Genomic DNA, 21175 nt, shown 5'->3' on the forward strand with positions numbered 1-21175 from the left:
TCCAATCTCTGGCGGGACAATCGCAGAAGGAATTTATGGCCTTCTTAAAATTCCGTAAGAAATCGTCCCGAACGCACCTTATTGGCCGAGACCGCGCGACTTACTAGAGAAAGAAAACAGAAACACACGCGGCGCCGAGAGCAAACGCTCCCGACGCCGTCATGGGTCCGTGAGGCGGCGACAGGTCCTGTTCCGGTCCTGTCCGCCGCGTCTTTGGCTTGTCAGATCTTCACCCAGGCCGCGCCATTCGGGCCGAGCGACAGCGTGCCGCCCTCCAGCGTTGCGGCAAGGCAGGGGCCGACGAGCTCGCCATCCGCCTCGAGCGTCACCGGATCGGGGCCGAGGTTGAAGTAGCAGGCGAATTTCATCGCGCCATCGTCGCGGATGAAGCCGAGCACCGGATCGGGCAGGTCGAGGAATTCCGACGTGCCCTCGCGCAGCACCGGGTTTTCCTTCCGGAAAGCCAGAACGCGGCGGTAATAGGCGAGCACCGAGCCCTCATCGGCCTCTTCCAGCGCGACGGCGCGGGCCGCTTGCGGCGGCTTTACCGGCAGCCACGGCTCGGCCTTGGAGAAGCCCGCATTCGTGCTCTCGTCCCAGACCATCGGCGTGCGGCAACCGTCGCGGCCCTTGTTCTCGGGCCAGAAGCGCAGGCCGGGCGGGTCGGTCAGCTCGTGATATTCCATCTCGGTCTCGGTCTGGCCGAGTTCCTCGCCCTGATAGATCCCGATCGTGCCCTGGAAGGATGCGAGCATCGCGATGGCCAGCCGCGCGATGCTGTCCTCGGTGCCGTATTTCGCCCAGCGGGTGACATGGCGCTGCACGTCGTGGTTCGAGAACGACCAGCTCGGCCAGCCGTCGGGCGCACCCTTGAAGAAGCCCTCGATCTTGCCGCGGAAATGCGCGGGCGTGAACTTCGGCCCCAGCATGTCGAAGCTGTAGGCCATGTGCAGACGGTCATCGCCGCGGGTGTATTCTTCCATGATGCCGAGCGCGCGATGGGGAGCTTCACCCACTTCGCCGATCAGCGTGCGCGCCTCGTGGTCGTCCATCACCGCGCGCATCTTCTTGAGGAAGGGGATGTTCTCGGGGCGGTTCTTGTCGAACTCGTGGTCCTGCATGTCGTAGGTCGAGACCGGCGGCCAACGCTCGGGATCGGGGTCCATCGCCGGATTGTCGCGCAGCTCGGGGTCGTGGAAGTAGTAGTTCACCGTATCGAGGCGGAAGCCGTCAACGCCGCGATCCAGCCAGAAGCGGAACACGTCGAGCAATTCTTCCTGCACCTCGGGATTGTGCAGGTTCAGGTCGGGCTGCTCGATCAGGAAGTTATGCAGGTAATACTGGCCGCGCTCGGGGGCGTATTCCCATGACGAGCCGCCGAACACCGCCTGCCAGTTGTTGGGCGGGCTGCCATCGGGCTTGGGGTCGGCCCAGACATACCAGTCCTTCTTTGCGCCGCCCTTCTTGGCGTCCTTGAACCACGGATGCTGATCGGAGCTGTGCGAGATCACCTGATCGATCACGACTTTCAGGCCCAGCTCATGGGCGCGTGCCACCAGCGCGTCAAAATCCTCCAGCGTGCCGAATTGCGGATCGATGCCGCGATAATCGGAGACGTCATAGCCCATATCGGCCATCGGCGAGGTGAAGATCGGCGACAGCCAGATCGCATCGACGCCCAGCGAGGCGACATGATCGAGCCTGCGCGTGATCCCCTTCAGATCACCGATCCCGTCGCCCGAGTCGTCTTGAAAGCTACGCGGATAAATCTGGTAGATAACCGCCCCGCGCCACCAATCCTTCGCCATGAATCGCTCCTCTTTCAGTTTCCTGTTGCCCGTTATCGCGGCAAGGGTAGACTTGTTAGCGCAAACGGCAACCGCCGCTCAGGCCGTTTCTGCGCCTTCGCTTGACCTTGAGCAGGGGGCGGCACATCAATCAATTGCTATCTGACGCGTTCCGGAGACCTCCCCCTTGAAAGACACCCAATTGCCCAGTGCCGAGACAGTTCGCGAAGAAATTCTGCACCACATCACTTTTTCGATGGGCAAGGATCCCGATCACGCCTCGGTCTATGACTGGCGCATGGCGCTGTCTCTGGCGATCCGCGACCGGGTCGTGGCGCCGTGGTTCGCAGCGACCCGGCGGACATGGGAAGAGGGGCGCAAGCGCGTCTATTATCTCTCGATGGAATTCCTGATCGGGCGGATGCTGGAGGATGCCGCGATCAACCTCGGTCTGCGCGCCACCTGCCGCGAGGCGATGGAGGCGCTTGGACAGGACTGGGAGGCCGTGGTCGAGAACGAACCCGACGCGGCGCTTGGCAATGGCGGGCTAGGGCGGTTGGCCGCGTGCTACATGGAGAGCATGGCGACGCTGGGCTGTCCCGGCTACGGTTATGGCATCCGCTATGAACACGGTCTCTTCAAGCAGCGCTTCGAGGGCGGGCGACAGGTCGAGACGCCGGAGGACTGGCTCAAGCAGCGCCACCCGTGGGAATTCGAGCGTCCCGAAGCCGCCTATGAGATCGGCTTCAAGGGCCATGTCGAAACGCTGGACGGCAAGCCGCATTGGGTGCCGGGCGAGACCGTTCTGGCCGAGGCCTATGACATGCCGATCATCGGCTGGGAGGGCAAATGGGCGAACACGCTGCGGCTCTGGTCGGCCAAGCCCACCGAGCAGTTTGACCTCGCGCGGTTCAATCATGGCGATTACGCCGCCGCGGCCGAACCCGAGGCGCTGGCGCGCACGCTATCTCGCGTCCTTTATCCCGATGACACGACCTATGCGGGCAAGGAATTGCGCCTCAAGCAGGAGTATTTCCTGACCTCCGCCGCGCTGCAGGACATCATGCGCCGCCATCTGGCCGCCGGGCATACGATCGAGGAACTGCCGGAGTTCGTCGCGATCCAGATGAACGACACGCATCCGGCGATCGCGGGGCCGGAGCTGATCCGCATCCTCACCGATCTGCATGACATGGAGTTCGACGCCGCGCTCGACATCACCATGCAATGTCTGGGCTACACCAACCACACGCTGTTGCCTGAGGCGCTGGAGCGTTGGGCGACCTATCTGATGGGCACCGTGCTGCCGCGCCATATGCAGATCATCGAAAAGATCGACAGCTGGCACCGGCGCAAATTCCCCAAACGCGCGCATTACGTCGGCATCGTGAAGCATCAGGAAGTGCGGATGGGCGAGCTGGCCTTCATCACCTCGCATAAGGTCAACGGCGTCTCTGCGCTCCATACCGAGCTGATCAAGCGCAACCTGTTCCCGGAACTCGACCGGCTGCATCCCGGACGCATCATCAACCAGACCAACGGGATCACGCCGCGCCGCTGGCTGCGGATGGCCAATGGCGAACTGTCGCATCTGATCATCGACACGATCGGCGATGGGTGGGAGGCCGATCTCGACAAGCTGCGCGGGCTGGAGGCTTACGCCGAGGATGCGAGCTTCCGCGACGCTTTCATGGCCGCGAAACGGCGCAACAAGGTGCATCTGGCGGATTGGGTGCGCGACACGCAAGGGATCACCCTCGACCCCGATGCGATCTTCGACATTCAGGTCAAGCGCATCCACGAATACAAGCGCCAGCTGCTCAACATCCTGCAGACCATTGCCGAATGGCACGCGATCCGCGAGAACCCGCAGGCCGAGTTCCAGCCCCGCGTGAAGATCTTCGGCGGCAAGGCGGCGCCGGGCTATCACACCGCGAAACAGATCATCCGGCTGATCAATGACGTGGCCGAGGTGGTCAATAACGACCCTTACGTCGACGGGCGTCTCAAGATCGTCTATCCGCCGAACTACAATGTCTCCATGGCCGAGCGGCTGATCCCGGCGGCGGACCTGTCAGAGCAGATCTCGACCGCGGGCAAGGAAGCCTCCGGCACTGGCAACATGAAATTCGCACTGAACGGCGCGCTGACAATCGGCACGCTCGATGGCGCGAATGTGGAAATTCGTGAACAGGTTGGCGCGGAGAACTTCTTCCTCTTCGGCATGACCGCCGATGAGGTGATGGAGCGCCGGCGCGATCCCGAACATGCGCGCCACGCCATCCTTGCAAGCCAGCCTTTGCAGGACGTGCTGCAGATGATCGCCGAGGGACGGTTTTCTCCTGAGGAACCGGAACGCTATCACGATCTTGTTCATAATATGTGGCACAGCGATTATTTCCTCGTGGCTTCCGATTTCGACGCCTACGCGGCGGCCCAGAAAGAGGTGGACACAGCCTTCGCCGATCGCGCAGGCTGGGCGAAGATGGCTGTTTTGAACACCGCGCGGATGGGGTTCTTCTCCTCCGACCGGGCGATCAAGGGCTACATGGACGAGATCTGGACCACGCAATCGGCCCTGTGAACCAAGGAGCGCTATGACACTTTCCCGCGACGAGGCCGAAGCGCTTATCCACGCGCAACATCCCGATCCGTTTTCCGTGCTGGGGCTGCATGACGGGGAAATCGTGGCGCTTGTGCCCGGCGCCGAAGAGGTCTGGGCGCTTGGCAAGACAGAGGTCGCGCTGGAGCCCGTCGTGCCGGGGATCTTCATCGGCAAATGGACCGAGGAAACCTACCGTCTGCGCGCGCGGCACGATCAGACGACATGGGATTTCGACGACCCTTACGGCTTCGCGCCGGTGCTCGGCGCGATCGACGAATACCTGATCGGGGAGGGGACGCATACGCGGCTCTGGGAGAAGCTCGGCGCCCATGTGATTACCCATCAGGACGTCGAAGGCGTTCATTTCGCGGTCTGGGCGCCCAATGCGCGCCGCGTCTCGGTCGTGGGCGATTTCAATTTCTGGGACGGCCGCCGCCACCAGATGCGCCGCATCGGCGCGTCCGGCGTGTGGGAGATTTTCGTTCCCGGCATCCATGCAGGCGCGCTCTACAAATACGAGTTGCTCGACACCGAAGGCACGGTGCTGCCGCTGAAGGCCGACCCGGTCGGTTTCGGCGCAGAGCACCCGCCCGCGCAGGCCTCGGTCGTGCGCAAGCTTGGGCGGCATCGCTTCGGCGACAGTGCATGGTGTCAGACCCGCGCCGAGGCGCAGGAACGCCACGCGCCGATCTCGGTCTACGAGGTGCACCTGGGCTCTTGGATGCGGGTCTGGGACGAGGGGGGCAGGCCGCTCTCGTATCACGAACTGGCCGAGAAGCTGGTCGATTACGTCTGCGACATGGGCTTCACCCATATCGAGCTGCTTCCCATTACCGAACATCCGTTCGACGGCTCCTGGGGCTATCAGCCGATCGGGCTTTACGCGCCGACGATCCGCCACGGCCGCCCCGAGGAATTCGCGGAATTCGTGGATGCGGCGCACCGGCGGGGCCTCGGTGTGATCCTCGACTGGGTGCCCGGGCATTTCCCGACCGACGATCACGGGTTGAGACATTTCGACGGCACGGCGCTCTATGAACATGCCGACCCGAAAGAGGGTTTCCATCAGGACTGGAACACGCTGATCTACAATTACGGGCGGCGGGAAGTGTCCAACTACCTGCTCGCCAACGCCTTGTTCTGGCTGGAGGAATATCACCTAGACGGGCTGCGCGTGGATGCGGTTGCCTCGATGCTCTACCGCGACTACTCGCGCGCGGCCGGCGAATGGGTGCCCAACAAATATGGCGGGCGCGAGAACCTCGAGGCGATCGAATTCCTGCAAAACATGAACGCGGCCTCTTATGGCGGCGCGGAAGGCATCATGACGGTGGCGGAGGAAAGCACCGCCTATCCCGGTGTCACGCGCCCCGTGCATGAGGATGGGTTGGGCTTCGGCTACAAGTGGAACATGGGCTGGATGAACGACTCCTTGCGCTATTTCGCGCGCGATCCGCTCTATCGCAAGTTCCACCACAGCGAGTTGACCTTCGCGAGCTCGTACATTTACAGCGAGAATTTCATCCTGCCGATCAGCCATGACGAGGTCGTCCATGGCAAGGGCTCGATGCTTGGCAAGATGCCCGGCAACGACCCCGAGAAATACGCCAATCTGCGCGCCTTCTACGCCTTCCAATGGGCGCATCCGGGCAAGAAGCTTTTGTTCATGGGGCAGGAATTCGGCCAATGGTCGGAATGGAGCCATGAGCGCGAGCTGGACTGGTATCTGCTCGACGATCCGCGCCACGAGGGGCTGCGCGCGCTGGTACGCGATCTCAACCGGCTTTACCGCGAGACGCCCGCGCTGCATTGGGGCGATTGCGAGCCGGAGGGGTTCGAATGGATCTCCGCCGACGATTCCGAGGCCTCAGTCTTCATCTTCGAACGCCGCGCGCCCGGGTCCGATCCGGTCGTGGTGGTCGCGAACCTGACCCCGGTCGAACACAGCTACCGCATCGGCCTGCCGCTGGACGGCGAGTGGTGCGAGATACTCAACACGGATTCCGGTTTCTACGGCGGCGAGAACCGCGGCAATCTCGGTGCGATCCGCGCCGAAGACCACGCGCAGGGGCGCTGCGCCCAGAGCGCGGAGGTGTATCTGCCGCCGCTGTCAGTCGTGATGTTCACGCCCGCGTAAGCGGTGCCCAGAGGAGGGGGAGGAATATGAAACCACAGCCCAACACACGCCTGAGCGCGCAGGCCATGGCCTTCGTGCTGGCGGGCGGCCGGGGGAGCCGCTTGAAGGAACTGACCGACCGGCGCGCGAAACCCGCCGTCTATTTCGGCGGCAAGACCCGGATCATCGATTTCGCCCTGTCGAACGCGCTCAACTCCGGCATCCGCAAGATGGCGATCGCCACGCAATACAAGGCGCATTCGCTGATCCGCCACATCCAGCGCGGCTGGGACTTCTTCCGCGCCGAGCGGAACGAATATCTCGACATCCTGCCCGCGAGCCAACGCGTGGCCGACAGCCGCTGGTATGCAGGCACTGCCGACGCGGTGGCGCAGAACATTGATATTATTGAAGATTACGGCGTGAAATACGTCATCATCCTCGCCGGTGACCACATCTACAAGATGGATTACGAGGTGATGCTGCGCCAGCATGTCGACACCAAGGCCGATGTCACGATCGGCTGTCTGACCGTGCCGCGGATGGAGGCGACCGCTTTCGGCGTGATGGCGATCGACAAGACCGGACAGATCACCGATTTCCTCGAAAAGCCCGCCGATCCGCCCGGGATGCCCGGCGATCCCGATCATGCTCTGGCCTCGATGGGGATCTATGTCTTCGATTGGCAATTCCTGCGCGAATTGCTGATCCGCGACATGGAAGACCCGAATTCGTCCCATGATTTCGGCCATGACCTGATCCCGCAGATCGTCAAACACGGCAAGGCGATGGCGCATAAGTTCTCGGATAGCTGCGTGACGACGGGGCTCGAGACAGAGCCGTACTGGCGCGACGTGGGCACGGTGGATGCCTTCTGGCAGGCCAATATCGACCTGACCGATTTCACGCCGAAGCTCGACCTCTACGACACCGAATGGCCGATCTGGACCTATGCCGAGATCGTGCCGCCCGCGAAATTCATCCATGACGAGGATGGCAGACGCGGCTCGGCAATCTCCTCGCTGGTCTCGGGCGACTGCATCGTGTCCGGCGCGGAGGTGCGCAATTCGCTGCTCTATACCGGCGTGCGCGCGCATAGTTTCGCGAGCCTGGAGGAGGCCGTGGTGCTGCCTTACGTCGATATCGGGCGGCATGCGCGGCTGAGCCAATGCGTGATCGACCGCGGCGTGCATATTCCCGAAGGACTCGTCGTGGGCGAAGACCCGGAGGAGGACGAGAAGTGGTTCCGCCGGTCGGAAGGCGGCGTCGTGCTGATCACGCAGACTATGCTCGACAAACGCGCGGCGGCATTGGACTAACGGGGGCAGAGAGCGGGGCGCTGCCCCGCGCCCCGGGATATTTGGAAAGAGCGAAGATATGAAACGCGTGCTCTCGGTTGCGTCAGAAGCGGTTCCGCTGATCAAGACGGGCGGTCTGGCCGATGTGGCAGGCGCATTGCCCGCCGCCCTCAAAGGGCAGGGCTGGGAGATGCGGGTGATGATCCCGGCCTATCGCGGGATTCTGAAAAAGCTGAAATCACCGAAGCCGGTATGGGAAAGCGAGAGCCTCTATGGCGGCCCGGCGCGGCTGGTGCTGGGCAAGACGGGTGGCATCGAGGTTCTGGCGCTGCAGGCCGACCACCTGTTCGACCGGGACGGGGGGCCGTATTCGCAAGACGGGCGCGACTACCCCGACAATGCCGAACGCTTCGCAGCGCTCAGTTTCGTCGCAGCCGAGATCGCGCGCGAGGGCGCGGGCAAATGGCAGCCCGATCTGGTGCATTGCCACGATTGGCAGACCGGGCTCGTGCCATGGTATCTGCGCGGCACCGGCATCCCGACCGTGATGACCATCCACAATATCGCATTTCAGGGCCGGTTCGGCCGCGACAAGCTGGCGGCGCTCGGGCTGCAGACCTGGGATTTCACCCGCGAGGGTGTGGAATTCTGGGGCGACATCTCGACGCTGAAAGCCGGGCTGGTTGCGGCGAGCGCGATCACCACGGTCAGCCCGCGCTACGCAGAAGAGCTGATGCGCGGCGAGTTCGGCATGGGGCTGGAAGGTGTCATTCAGGCGCGCGCGGGCGATCTGCACGGTATTCTCAACGGCATCGATCTGGATGTCTGGAACCCCGAGACCGATCCGGAAGTAACGTCTTTCTCTGCGGCGAAATCCGGCGGAAAATCGAAGAACCGCAAAGCCTTGGAGGCCGAATTTGATCTCGATGTGCCGGGACCGCTGGCGATCCTGATCTCGCGCCTGACGCCGCAGAAGGGGATCGATTTGCTCGCTCCGGCGCTCGGGCCCTATCTCGAGGCGGGCGGCGGTCTTGCGGTGCTGGGATCGGGCGATGGCTGGGCGGAAGATGCGATGCGCGACCTTGCCGCGCGCCACCCCGGCCGGGTCGGCGTGAAGATCGGTTATGACGAGGCGCTGAGCCACCGGATGTATGCAGGCGGCGACGCGGTGCTGGTGCCCTCGCGCTTCGAGCCCTGCGGGCTGACCCAGCTCTACGGGCTTCGCTATGGCTGCCTGCCGGTGGTCTCCGCCGTGGGCGGCCTCGCCGATACGGTGGTGGGCGCGACGCCTGCGACCGAGGCTGCAGGCGCATCGACCGGGATCGTCTTCCATCCCGTCGACGATCTCGCGTTGCGGCAGGCGCTGATGAAGCTGATCGCGCTCTATGCCGATCGCAAGGGCTGGGCCGCGATGCAGCGCCGAGCTATGAAGACCGACTGGGGCTGGGACGGATCGGCCGCACGCTACGCCGCGCTTTATGACGCGCTTCTCGCCCGATGAAGATCACTCCCGGCGAAGCGGACCCGCTGGGCGCCACGCCCTGCGAGGGCGGCGTGAACTTCGCGCTGGCCTCGGCTCATGCCGAGCGGGTGGAGCTTTGCCTGTTTACCAAGTCTGGCGAGCAGCGGATCGACCTGCCGGGGCGCAGCGGACCGACCTGGCACGGCTTCGTCGCGGGTCTTAAGCCGGGGGCGCGCTACGGCTACCGGGTGCATGGGCCCTGGGCGCCCGAGGCGGGGCATCGGTTCAACCCGGCGAAGCTTCTGATCGACCCCTATGCGCGCGAGATCGACTCGAAGATCAGCTGGCAAGCCCCTATGCAATATGGGAAATCCAAACCCGACCGGCGCAACAGCGCAAGCGTCACGCCGAAATCCGTCGTGGCCGAGATCGCGCGGCCCGATTGGGATCGGCCGCAGCATAGCTGGTCGGAGACGGTGATCTACGAGGCCCATCCCAAGGGGCTGACGATGACCCATCCGGAGGTGCCCGGAGCCTTGCGCGGCACCTGGGCGGGGCTCGCCTCCGATCCGATCCTGTCGCATCTCACCGATCTCGGGATCACCGCGATCGAGCTGCTGCCGAGCTGCGCCTATCTCGACGATCGCTTCCTCGTCGAGAAGGGCTTGAGCAATTACTGGGGCTATCAGCCCATCGCCAATTTCGCGCCGGAGCCGCGTTATTCCGGTGCCGATCCGCGCGGCGAATTCCGCGAGATGGTGCGGCGCTTCCATGGCGCCGGGATCGAGGTGATCCTCGACGTCGTCTACAACCACACGGGCGAGGGCAACGCGATCGGGCCGATGCTCAGCCTGCGCGGGATCGACAATGCGAACTATTACCGCCTGACGCCCGAGGGCGCCTATATCGACGAGACCGGGACCGGCAATACGCTGGACCTGTCGAACCCGCTCTGTCTGCGGCTCGTGATGGATTGCCTGCGCCATTGGGTCGAGGAGATGGGCGTCGATGGCTTCCGCTTCGATCTGGCCGCGACACTGGCGCGCGGCACCTCGGGGGCCGTCGAGGCGCATGCGCAGTTCCTCGCCGCGCTCGAGCAGGATCCGGTGCTGCGGACCGTGAAGTTGATCGCCGAGCCTTGGGATATCGGGCCGGGCGGCTACTATCTCGGCGGCTTCCCGCATCCGTTCACTGAATGGAACGACCGTTTCCGCGACGATGCGCGGCGGTTCTGGCGCGGCGACCGGGGCATGGCGGGCGACCTGGCGCGGCGTGTGGCGGGCTCGGCGGAAATCTTCGACCAGAACGGGCGGCCCGCGACGGCCTCGGTGAATTTCATTACCGCCCATGACGGCTTCACGCTGCAAGACCTTGTTTCCTATGGCGAAAAGCAGAACCTCGCGAATGGCGAGGAAAATCGCGACGGCCATGATGCGAATTTCTCGGAAGCGCTGGAGAGCGTCGAAGCGCAGGCTCTGCGCAAACGCGCGCTGCTTGCCACACTATTGATGAGCCAAGGCGTGCCGATGCTGCTGGCCGGTGACGAGATCGGCAATTCGCAGGGCGGCAACAACAACGCCTATGCGCAGGATAACGAGATCGGCTGGATCGACTGGAGCGCGCCTGATGACACTTTAAAAACCTTCGTCAAACATCTGATACAGATACGCAAAGATCACCGCGTCCTGCGACAAAACCGCTACCTACACTCGCTGATCCGCAAGCAGGACGGGATGCGCGATCTGATCTGGCGACTTGCCTCTGGCGAGGAACCCGAGCCGCATGATTGGAACAATCCCGAGCTGCGTTGCATCGGCGTCGAGATTCGCGGTGCCGCCGAAGGTCCCGCGGGCGAGGCCGGCAACGAAGCCGTCTATGTGATCCTCAACGCAGGCCCCGCGCGCGAAGTGAAATTGCCGCCGGGCCGCTGGACTCGCGCGCTCGATACCGCCTTGCCGGGACGAGAAGTGGAACAAATCGACGCCCCCGAGGCTTGCCTTGCCGCACAATCCGTTCAAGTCTTTACCCGCGCCACAGTGCAGGAGAAATCATGACCCGCCACGCGACCCAGCCCATCGACGGCCAGAAACCCGGCACCTCGGGGCTGCGCAAGAAAACCCGCGTTTTCATGCAGCCGAACTACCTCGAGAATTTCGTGCAATCGACCGTCGACGCGATCGGCGGCCTGCGCGGCAAGACCTTGGTTCTTGGCGGTGACGGACGGTATTTCGGACGGGAAGCGGCAAGCACGATCCTGAAAATGGCAGCCGCCAACGGGGCGGCGCGGGTGATTGTGGGGCAGGGTGCGTTGCTCTCGACGCCCGCCGCGTCGAACCTGATCCGGCAGCGCCAGGCGGATGGCGGGATCATCCTCTCGGCCAGCCACAATCCGGGCGGTCCGGACGAGGATTTCGGCGTCAAATACAACTCTGCAAATGGTGGCCCCGCGCCGGAATCGATCACCTCTGCGATCCATAAGCGCACGCAGGAGATCAGCGAATATCACTTGCTCGATGCGGCAGATCCCGATCTGGATAGCCTTGGCGAAACGCCGCTGGGAGAGATGACCGTCGAAGTCGTCGACCCGGTGAGCGCCTATGCCGACCTAATGGAAATGATATTCGATTTCAACGCGTTGCGAGACGTTTTTAAATCGGGCTTCCGGATGCGGATGGACTCGATGTGCGCCATCACCGGACCTTACGCGGTGGAGATTTTCGAGAACCGCCTCGGCGCGCCGGCGGGGACCGTCACGCATGGGACGCCGCTTCCGGATTTCGGCGGCATGCATCCCGATCCGAACCCGACCTGGGCGCATGAGCTGATGGACGAGATGATGGGCGAAGATGCCCCGGATTTCGGCGCGGCCTCGGATGGCGATGGCGACCGGAACATGATCCTTGGCGCGGGGACCTATGTCTCGCCGTCGGACAGCTTCGCGGTGCTGGCCGCAAATGCGCATCTCGTGCCGGGCTACAAGGACGGGCTGAAGGGCGTCGCACGCTCGATGCCGACCTCGGCGGCGGCGGATCGGGTGGCCGAGGCGCTTGGCCTCGATTGCTACGAGACGCCGACGGGCTGGAAGTTCTTCGGCAATCTGATGGATGCGGGTCGCGTGTCGCTCTGTGGCGAGGAAAGCTTCGGCACGGGCTCCGACCATGTGCGCGAGAAGGACGGACTCTGGGCGGTGCTGATGTGGCTCAACATCCTTGCGGCGCGCAAGATGTCGGTGGCCGAGATCATGGCCGATCATTTCGCGCGTTACGGCCGCAACTACTATTCGCGCCACGATTACGAGGCGCTGCCGACCGAGCAGGCTGAGGCGATGCTGGGCGATCTACGCAGCCGCCTTGGAGAGCTGAAAGGGACGCAAGTCGAAGGGCTTACGGTCGAAAGTTCAGACGAGTTTTCCTACACCGATCCGGTCGATGGCTCGGTCGCGGAAGGTCAGGGTTTCCGTATTCTGTTCGAAGGCGGCTCGCGCGTCGTACTGCGTCTGTCGGGCACGGGCACCGAGGGCGCGACGCTGCGCGTGTATCTCGAGCGCTATGCGCCGGGACCGGATGGGCTGGACCATGATCCGCAGGAGGCGCTTTCGCCGATCATCCGGGCGACAGAGGCGCTGGTGGGCATCCGCGAACGCACGGGGCGCGAGAAACCCGACGTCATCACCTGATCCCGGCAGGCGGTAAATCCAGCCGAAAAACAAAGTCGGGGGGCTGAAATCGCCCCCCGTTTTCATACCACATTGATACCGATAATCGGTATTATGTAAATTATGAATGCGATTTGACACCCATTATGGGGTCAAAACCGTGCTCCCGACCGTTTTCCGGCCCTCCAGCGCCTCATGGGCTGCAGCGACATCCTCTAGAGAAAAGCTCTGCGGCACGTCGATCTTGATCTCGCCTTTCCCAATCATCTCAAAGAGTTCTGCGGCGGAGTTGCGCAACCAACCCGGTTGATCCGTGTGCTGGAACAAGGTCGGACGCGTCAGGAACAGCGAGTTGCGCGCCAAATCGTTGATCTTGAACTGATCCGCCGGCCCGGAGCTTTGCCCGAAGCACACCAGCGTGCCGAACCGCTTGAGCACATCGAGCGACGTCATCACCGTATCCGCGCCGACCGAGTCATAGACCGCTGCGACGCCCGCGCCATCGGTGAGCCGTTTGACCTCTGCGCCGAAATCCTCGGACCGGTAATCAATCACCGCGTCATAGCCGTGCTCGAGCGCACGCGCGCATTTCTCAGATCCGCCAGCCGTGCCGATCGCGCGCACGCCCTTGGCCTTCAGCCATTGTCCCGCGATCGAGCCGACGCCACCCGCGGCCGCATGGAAAAGCACGGTGTCGCCAGACTTTACGGGATATGAGTGATGGATCAGGTAATGCACGGTCAGACCTTTGAGCATCACCGCCGCCGCGACCTCATCGGAAATATCGTCCGGGATCGGCACGACGTTTTTCGCGGCCATCACCCGGTGGCTCGCATAAGCGCCGTTGGGCTGCGTATAGGCCACGCGTTGGCCGACTTGCAGATCGACGCCGTCGCCGACCGCCTCGATGACGCCCGCCGCTTCGCCGCCGGTGATCAGATCGCTCTCGACCGGCCACGGATAAAGCCCGGTGCGGAAGTAAACATCTATGAAATTCAATCCGATAGCGGTATGTCTTAAAGTGACTTCGCCGGGACCCGGCTTGGGGACCTCGATCTCGATCTTGTGGAACTGGTCGCGCCCGCCGGGGCGCGAGATTGCCATCGCATAAGCCATGTTATCCTCCCTGTTGCCGCGCAAAGGTACTGCGCGCGGCCCCGGCGTCAATCCGGGATCGGATGCGGCAGGAAGGCGCCGTTCATCTCGACGATCTCATCCCAGACGCGCAGCGCCAGTTCGCGCGGGCGTTCGCTCTCGCGGCGCACGAGGAACCAGTGGCGCATCAGCGGCAATCCCGGCGCCGGAATCAGCGCCAGGCGTCCGGTCTCCAACTCGTCCGTCACCGTGTGCAGGCTGAGAAACGCGATGCCGAGACCCGCCATCACCGCTTGCTTGATCGTCTCGTTGCTGTCCATCTCCAGCGTGTCGTAGAGCCGCCCGTCGCCGACCCGGTCGAGCCAGCGCGACATCAGGATGCGCGTCCCCGACCCTTCCTCGCGCGAGATGAAGGTCTCGCCGAAAAGCTGCTCCAGATCGTCGGCCTTGGAAATCAGCGGATGGTCCGGCGGCGCGACCAGCGCATGCGGATGCTGGCCGATCGGCTCGGCCACAACGGGCGGATGGCGCGGCGGACGGCCCATCACGGCGATGTCGAAACTGCCGCGCTCGATCCCTTCGATGATGGCCGAACGGTTGCCCACGCGCAGTGCGACCTCAATCTCGGGATGGGCGTCTTGCAGCATCTTCACCAGCCGCGGCGCGAAATATTTGCCGGTCGAGACGACGCCGAGCGTGATCCGACCCACCTGCCCGCGCGCGATGGCGCTCAAGGTCGCCTCAGCCTGCGACAAGTTGTCCTCGATCCGCAGCGCGGTTTCGCGCAGCGCCTTGCCGGCCTCGGTCAGCTCGGAGCCCGCACCGTCGACGGCGCGCTGGATCAACTTCATCCCGACCGCATCTTCCAAACCCCGAATTTGCGTATGAATTGCGGGCGTTGTGAGGTTCAGGCTTTCCCCGGCGGCCGTCAGAGACCCGCCCCGCGCCACCGCATCAAGCGCGCGCAATTGCTTCAGCGTTACAGCGTTCATCCGCATAGCGTTTCAAATTCCCTTAACGCATATTCCCTTTATTTAAATTTCATAAAAATTCGATCCGGGCAATGGTCTGGCTCACAAGAACATCGACTTTGGAGGAGGAGAAGATGTCCGTGAGTTTCGACGGCCTCGGTATTTCTGCCGATCTTGCCGACACCATGACCCGCCTGACCAGCGTCGGCGCCCAGCTTGCCCGCATGATTGCGCGCAACGGGCTTGAGGGAAATCTGGCGGAAGCCGCAGGCACCAACGCCGGTGGCGACGGTCAGAAAGCGCTCGACGTGATCGCGGATGAGGCCTTCATGGATGCGCTGCGCGGTGGCGCGGTTCGCCATTACGCCTCGGAAGAACAAGACGAGGTGGTCGATTTCGGGACCGGCACGCTCGCGCTTGCCATCGATCCGCTCGACGGATCTTCCAATATCGACGTGAATGTCTCGATCGGCACGATCTTCTCGATCTTTGAGGCTGCCGACGACATGGATGCCAGTTTCCTGCGCCCGGCCAATGAGCAGATCGCGGGCGGCTACATCATCTTCGGGCCGCAGACCGCGCTGGTCGTGACCTTCGGCAAGGGTGTGCAGCAATGGGTTCTCGAGCCCGGCAGCGATATTTGGCGCCGCGTGGCCGATCCGAAGCCCCTGCCCTCCGAGACCTCGGAATACGCGATCAACGCGTCGAACTATCGCCACTGGCCCCAGCCGATCCGCGCCTTCATCGACGATCTCGTCGCCGGTGCCGAAGGTCCGCGCGGGCGCAATTTCAACATGCGCTGGATCGCCTCTCTGGTGGCCGAAACCCATCGCATCATCTCGCGCGGCGGCGTCTTCCTCTATCCGGGCGACGACCGCGACGGCTACGAGCGCGGCCGTCTGCGCCACGTCTACGAATGCGCGCCGATCGCGATGCTGATCGAGCAGCTCGGTGGCGAGGCCACCGACGGCGCCGATCCCATCATGTCCGCGACGCCAGACCGGCTGCATGCCCGCACGCCCTTCGTCTTCGGCTCGGCCAGCAAGGTCGCCCGCGTCGCCGCCTATCACGACTTGCCGCAGGATGAAGCCCACGCGCTCTTCAACACCCGCGGCCTCTTCCGGAGCTAATCCATGTCCAAGAAACACCCCATCATTTCCGTCGTCGGTTCTTCCGGTGCAGGCACCTCGACGGTGAAATCGACCTTCGATCAGATCTTCCGTCGCGAAGGGATTTCCGCGGTCTCGATCGAGGGGGACGCCTTCCACCGCTACAATCGCGCCGACATGAAGGAAGAGCTGCAAAAGCGCTATGACGCGGGCGATCAGGGCTTTTCGCATTTCTCCTATGAAGCCAATGAACTCAAGGAGTTGGAGCGCGTCTTTCGCGAATATGGCGAGACCGGCAAGGGCAAGACGCGCCATTACGTCCATGACGATGCCGAGGCCGAGAAATGGGGCACGCCGCCCGGTCATTTCACCGAATGGAGCGATTTCGAAGACGAATCCGACCTGCTTTTCTACGAAGGTCTGCACGGCTGCGTGGTCAATGACGAGGTGAACCTCTCGGCGCTGGCCGATCTGAAGATCGGCGTGGTTCCGGTGATCAACCTCGAATGGATTCAGAAAATCCACCGCGACCGCGCCTCGCGGGGCTACACGACGGAAGCGGTCACCGACGTGATCCTGCGCCGCATGCATTCTTACGTGAACTGCATCACCCCGCAATTCACCGAGACGGATATCAACTTCCAGCGCGTGCCGGTCGTCGACACCTCGAACCCGTTCGTGGCGCGGTGGATCCCGACGGCGGATGAGAGCCTCGTGGTGATCCGCTTCAAGAACCCGCGCGGCATCGATTTCCCCTATCTCACCTCGATGATCAACGGCTCCTGGATGAGCCGCGCGAACTCGATCGTCATTCCCGGCAACCGTCAGGATCTGGCCATGCAGCTGATCCTCACCCCCCTCATCGAGCGCATCGTGCGTGAATCGAAGCGGGCTTGAGAAGGATGAACAAGGTGATGAAAGACATTCAAATCACTCAAGAAACGCGCATGGCGAATGCAATCCGTGCGCTTACGATGGATGCGGTGCAAAAGGCCAATTCGGGCCATCCCGGGATGCCGATGGGCATGGCGGATGTGGCGACCGTTCTGTTCAACCGCTTCATGAATATCGATCCCACCGCGCCGAAATGGCCCGACCGCGATCGCTTTGTTCTGTCGGCGGGCCATGGCTCGATGCTGATCTACGCGATCAACCATCTGCTGGGCTATGAAGACATGGGCATGGACCAGATCAAGGCGTTCCGCCAGCTGGGCTCGCGCACCGCAGGCCACCCGGAATACGGCCATGCCGATGGGATCGAAGTGACCACAGGGCCGCTCGGTCAGGGGATCGCGACCGCGGTCGGGATGGCGATTGCCGAGAAGATGAAGAACGCGCGTTATGGCTCTGATCTTGTGGATCATTTCACCTATGTAATCGCTGGCGACGGCTGCCTGATGGAAGGGATCAGCCACGAGGCGGTCGACCTCGCGGGGCATCTCGGGCTCGGCAAGCTGATCGTGATGTGGGACGACAATTCGATCACCATCGACGGTGACACGGATCTGTCGACCTCGATGGATCAGAAGGCGCGTTTCGCGGCGGCTGGCTGGCACGTGCTCGAATGCGACGGCCATACGCCCACCGAGATCGCCGACGCGATCGAGGCCGCCCGTCAGGATCCGCGCCCCTCGATGATCGCCTGCCGCACTATCATCGGCTTCGGCGCGCCGAACAAGCAAGGCGGCCACGATGTGCATGGCGCACCGCTGGGCGACAAGGAAATTGCCGCCGCGCGAAAGCAGCTGCATTGGGATCACCCGCCCTTCGACATCCCTGCGGCGATTTACGACGAATGGGGCCGGATCGCGTCGCGAGGCGCGCGGGCGCGGGCGGAGTGGGAACAGCGGTTGAACACCGCAACCGCCCGCGCCGAATTCCTCGCCGCCGAAGAGGCTGACACCAGCCCCCTGACCGCCGCGATCGCCGCCTACAAGCGCAAGCTGTCGGAAGACAAACCCAAGGTCGCGACCCGCAAGGCGAGCCAGATGGCGCTGGAAGTGGTCAACGCCACCCTGCCCTTCACCGTGGGCGGCTCGGCCGATCTGACCGGCTCGAACCTCACGAAATCCTCGGGCATGAAATCGATCACGCCCACCGATTTCACCGGCGATTACATCCATTACGGCATTCGCGAGCACGGCATGGCCGCCGCGATGAACGGGATCGTGCTCCATGGCGGGCTGCGCCCCTATGGCGGCACCTTCATGGCCTTCGCGGATTACTGCCGCCCCGCAATTCGTTTGTCGGCGCTGATGGGCGTGCCGACCTGCTATGTCATGACCCATGACTCGATCGGCCTCGGCGAGGACGGTCCCACCCATCAGCCGGTAGAGCATTTGGCCTCGCTCCGAGCCATTCCAAACTTGCTCATCCTCCGGCCGGCTGATGCGGTGGAGACCGCCGAGGCCTGGGAAATCGCCATGACCTCGACGGCCACGCCGACGATGATCGTGGCCTCGCGTCAGGGTCTGCCGACGGTTCGCACCGAACACACGGACGAGAACCTCACCGCCCGCGGCGCTTATCTGCTGCGTGCCCCCGAGGCCCGCGACGTGACGCTGATCGCCACCGGGTCCGAGGTCGAGATCGCGATGGCGGCAGCCGACCAGCTGGCCGAGCAAGGGATCAACGCGGCGGTCGTCTCCGCACCGTGTTTCGAGCTCTTCGAGAAGCAGGACGCGGCGTATCGCGCCGAGGTTCTGGGCGATGCCCCGCGCGTCGGCTGCGAGGCGGCGATCCGTCAGGGCTGGGATCTCTTCCTGCGGCCCGAGGACCGCTTCGTCGGCATGACCGGTTTCGGGGCCTCGGCCCCTGCCCCGGCGCTCTACAAACACTTCAACATCACGTCCGAAGCGATTGTTTCGGAAGCAAAAGAACTGATCTGAGGGACTAACGAGAATGACGGTTAAAGTTGCCATCAACGGGTTTGGACGTATCGGCCGCAACGTGCTGCGCGGGATCATTGAATCGGGTCGCACCGATATCGAGGTGATCGCGATCAACGATCTCGGCCCGGTCGAAACCAACGCCCATCTGCTGCAATTCGACAGCGTCCACGGCCGCTTCCCGCAGGAGGTTACCACCGGCGAGGACTGGATCGACGCAGGCCGCGGCAAGATCAAGGTCACCGCGATCCGCGATCCCAAGGAACTGCCCTGGGGCGACGTGGACATCGCGATGGAATGCACGGGCATCTTCACCGCGCGGGAGAAAGCAGCCTTCCATCTCGAGAACGGCTCTAAGCGCGTTCTGGTCTCCGCCCCGGCGGCCGGTGCCGACAAGACTATCGTTTTCGGCGTCAATGACGGTGCGCTAACCAAGGACGATCTGGTCGTCTCGAACGCATCCTGCACGACGAACTGCCTCTCGCCGGTCGCCAAGGCGCTCAATGACGCGATCGGCATCTCTAAAGGCTTCATGACGACGATCCACAGCTATACCGGCGACCAGCCGACGCTCGATACGATGCATTCCGACATGTATCGCGCCCGCGCCGCCGCGCTGTCGATGATCCCGACCTCGACCGGCGCTGCGAAGGCCGTGGGCCTCGTGCTGCCGGAGCTCAATGGCAAGCTCGACGGTGTCGCGATCCGCGTGCCGACGCCGAATGTCTCCGTGGTCGATCTGGTCTTCGAAGCCGCGAAGGACACCACCGTCGAAGAGGTCAACGCGGCTATCCGCGCCGCCGCTGACGGCCCGATGAAAGGCATCCTCGGCTACACCGACAAACCCAATGTTTCCAGCGACTTCAACCACGATCCTCACTCGTCGGTCTTCCACATGGACCAGACCAAAGTGATGGATGGCCGGATGGTCCGCATCCTCAGCTGGTACGACAACGAATGGGGTTTCTCCAACCGCATGGCGGACACCGCCGTCGCGATGGGAAAGCTCCTCTAACCGCGGTTCGAACCGTTTGGCCCACAACGTAAGGAACACCTGATATGGCATTGATTACGCTTAGACAATTGCTCGATCACGCCGCGGAATACGGCTACGGCGTGCCGGCGTTCAACATCAACAACATGGAACAGGGGATCGCCATCATGAAGGCGGCGGCGAAATGCGACGCCCCCGTCATCATGCAGGCCTCGCGCGGCGCGCGTAGCTATGCCGGCGACATCATGCTGCGCCACATGATCCAGGCGCTGTCGGAGATGTATCCCGATATCCCGCTCTGCATGCATCAGGACCACGGCAATAACGAGGCCACCTGCCTCACCGCGATCCGCCACGGCTTCACCTCGGTGATGATGGACGGCTCGCTGAAGGAAGACATGAAGACCCCCGCCGATTGGGACTACAATGTCGCGATCACCAAGCGCGTGGCCGACATGGCCCATTGGGTCGGCGCTTCGGTCGAGGGCGAATTGGGCGTGCTCGGCAATCTCGAGACCGGCGAAGCGGCGGAGGAAGACGGCTCGGGCGCGGTTGGCAAACTCAGACATGACCAGCTGCTGACCGATCCCGACGAGGCGCTCGATTTCGTCAAGCTGACCAAGGTCGACGCGCTGGCGATCGCCTGCGGCACCAGCCACGGCGCCTACAAGTTCTCGCGCAAGCCCACGGGCGACATCCTCGCGATCAGCCAGATCGAGAAGATCCACGCGAAGATCCCGAATGTGCATCTGGTCATGCACGGCTCGTCCAGCGTTCCGCAATATCTGCAGGACCTGATCAACGAATCCGGCGGCGAGATGCCCCAGACCTACGGCGTCCCGGTCGAAGAGATCGAGCGCGGCATCAAGTCGGGCGTGCGCAAGGTCAATATCGACACCGACAACCGCATGGCGCTGACGGCGCAGTTCCGCAAGGTCGCCCAAGACAAGCCGACAGAGTTCGACCCGCGCAAATTCATGATCCCCGCGATGGAAGAGATGGAGAAGCTCTGCCTCGACCGGTTCCAGCGCTTCGGCACCGCCGGGAATGCCAGCAAGATCAAGGTGATCGACCTCGACGACATGGCCAAGCGCTATGCCGACGGATCGCTCGACCCGGTGATTTCGGCTGCAAAAGCCGCCTGACACACCCGCGATCCCGGCAGTCGAGCGCCCGGGGCCGCAGATATCGGATT

Annotated in this window: 14 protein-coding genes; 11 read left to right on the plus strand and 3 right to left on the minus strand. The window is 63.2% G+C overall.

Annotated features, from left to right (window positions below; genetic code table 11):
- Positions 1 to 221: 221 nt before the first annotated feature.
- Complete coding sequence (locus tag AKL02_RS10295; RefSeq protein WP_083076809.1) at positions 222 to 1808, minus strand: alpha-glucosidase; 1587 nt, start codon at positions 1806 to 1808, stop codon at positions 222 to 224.
- Between the two features lie 235 nt (positions 1809 to 2043).
- Here AKL02_RS10295 and AKL02_RS10300 point away from each other — a divergent pair, with 235 nt between their 5' ends.
- From AKL02_RS10300 to AKL02_RS10325, 6 genes are read left to right on the plus strand one after another with little or no spacing between them, the layout of a single operon-like run.
- Positions 2044 to 4371: a glycogen/starch/alpha-glucan phosphorylase gene (locus AKL02_RS10300; RefSeq protein WP_108722351.1), complete on the plus strand. Its 2328-nt coding sequence runs from the start codon at positions 2044 to 2046 to the stop codon at positions 4369 to 4371.
- A 13-nt stretch (positions 4372 to 4384) separates the two neighbouring features.
- Positions 4385 to 6529 carry a 1,4-alpha-glucan branching protein GlgB gene (gene glgB / locus AKL02_RS10305; RefSeq protein ID WP_083076815.1) on the plus strand — a complete coding sequence of 715 codons (2145 nt, stop codon included), beginning with the start codon at positions 4385 to 4387 and terminating at the stop codon, positions 6527 to 6529.
- A gap of 26 nt (positions 6530 to 6555) precedes the next feature.
- Positions 6556 to 7827, plus strand: coding sequence for a glucose-1-phosphate adenylyltransferase (gene glgC, locus AKL02_RS10310; RefSeq protein ID WP_083076818.1), 1272 nt, complete (start codon positions 6556 to 6558; stop codon positions 7825 to 7827).
- 58 nt (positions 7828 to 7885) lie between these two features.
- Positions 7886 to 9307: a glycogen synthase GlgA gene (glgA, locus tag AKL02_RS10315; RefSeq protein WP_083076820.1), complete on the plus strand. Its 1422-nt coding sequence runs from the start codon at positions 7886 to 7888 to the stop codon at positions 9305 to 9307.
- Positions 9304 to 11322, plus strand: coding sequence for a glycogen debranching protein GlgX (gene glgX, locus AKL02_RS10320; RefSeq protein WP_083076822.1), 2019 nt, complete (start codon positions 9304 to 9306; stop codon positions 11320 to 11322). Before glgA ends, glgX begins: the two co-directional genes overlap by 4 nt.
- Positions 11319 to 12944 (plus strand): alpha-D-glucose phosphate-specific phosphoglucomutase, encoded by a 1626-nt coding sequence (locus AKL02_RS10325; protein WP_083076826.1) that lies wholly within the window; start codon positions 11319 to 11321, stop codon positions 12942 to 12944. Before glgX ends, AKL02_RS10325 begins: the two co-directional genes overlap by 4 nt.
- 123 nt (positions 12945 to 13067) lie before the next feature.
- Here the strand turns inward: AKL02_RS10325 and AKL02_RS10330 are convergent, their stop codons facing one another.
- Both AKL02_RS10330 and cbbR read right to left on the minus strand, forming a co-directional pair.
- A complete protein-coding gene (locus tag AKL02_RS10330; protein WP_083076829.1) occupies positions 13068 to 14039 on the minus strand; it encodes a quinone oxidoreductase family protein in 972 nt (323 codons plus the stop codon).
- Positions 14040 to 14086: 47 nt separating this feature from the next.
- Positions 14087 to 15016, minus strand: a complete 930-nt coding sequence (gene cbbR / locus AKL02_RS10335; RefSeq protein WP_078540940.1) for a LysR family regulator CbbR — start codon at positions 15014 to 15016, stop codon at positions 14087 to 14089.
- A gap of 107 nt (positions 15017 to 15123) precedes the next feature.
- Here cbbR and AKL02_RS10340 point away from each other — a divergent pair, with 107 nt between their 5' ends.
- From AKL02_RS10340 to fba, 5 genes are read left to right on the plus strand one after another with little or no spacing between them, the layout of a single operon-like run.
- Positions 15124 to 16119, plus strand: a complete 996-nt coding sequence (locus AKL02_RS10340; protein WP_083076832.1) for a class 1 fructose-bisphosphatase — start codon at positions 15124 to 15126, stop codon at positions 16117 to 16119.
- 3 nt (positions 16120 to 16122) lie between these two features.
- A complete protein-coding gene (locus tag AKL02_RS10345; protein WP_078520678.1) occupies positions 16123 to 16995 on the plus strand; it encodes a phosphoribulokinase in 873 nt (290 codons plus the stop codon).
- A gap of 17 nt (positions 16996 to 17012) precedes the next feature.
- Positions 17013 to 18986: a transketolase gene (gene tkt / locus AKL02_RS10350; RefSeq protein ID WP_083077539.1), complete on the plus strand. Its 1974-nt coding sequence runs from the start codon at positions 17013 to 17015 to the stop codon at positions 18984 to 18986.
- A 13-nt stretch (positions 18987 to 18999) separates the two neighbouring features.
- The gene (gap, locus tag AKL02_RS10355) at positions 19000 to 20001 is read left to right on the plus strand and encodes a type I glyceraldehyde-3-phosphate dehydrogenase (RefSeq protein ID WP_078601427.1); all 1002 of its coding nucleotides are present in this window, start codon (positions 19000 to 19002) and stop codon (positions 19999 to 20001) included.
- Positions 20002 to 20045: 44 nt separating this feature from the next.
- Positions 20046 to 21125: a class II fructose-bisphosphate aldolase gene (gene fba / locus AKL02_RS10360; protein WP_083076834.1), complete on the plus strand. Its 1080-nt coding sequence runs from the start codon at positions 20046 to 20048 to the stop codon at positions 21123 to 21125.
- The last annotated feature ends 50 nt before the right edge of the window (positions 21126 to 21175 follow it).

It is taken from the genome of Thioclava electrotropha, from assembly GCF_002085925.2.
Classification (GTDB): domain Bacteria; phylum Pseudomonadota; class Alphaproteobacteria; order Rhodobacterales; family Rhodobacteraceae; genus Thioclava; species Thioclava electrotropha.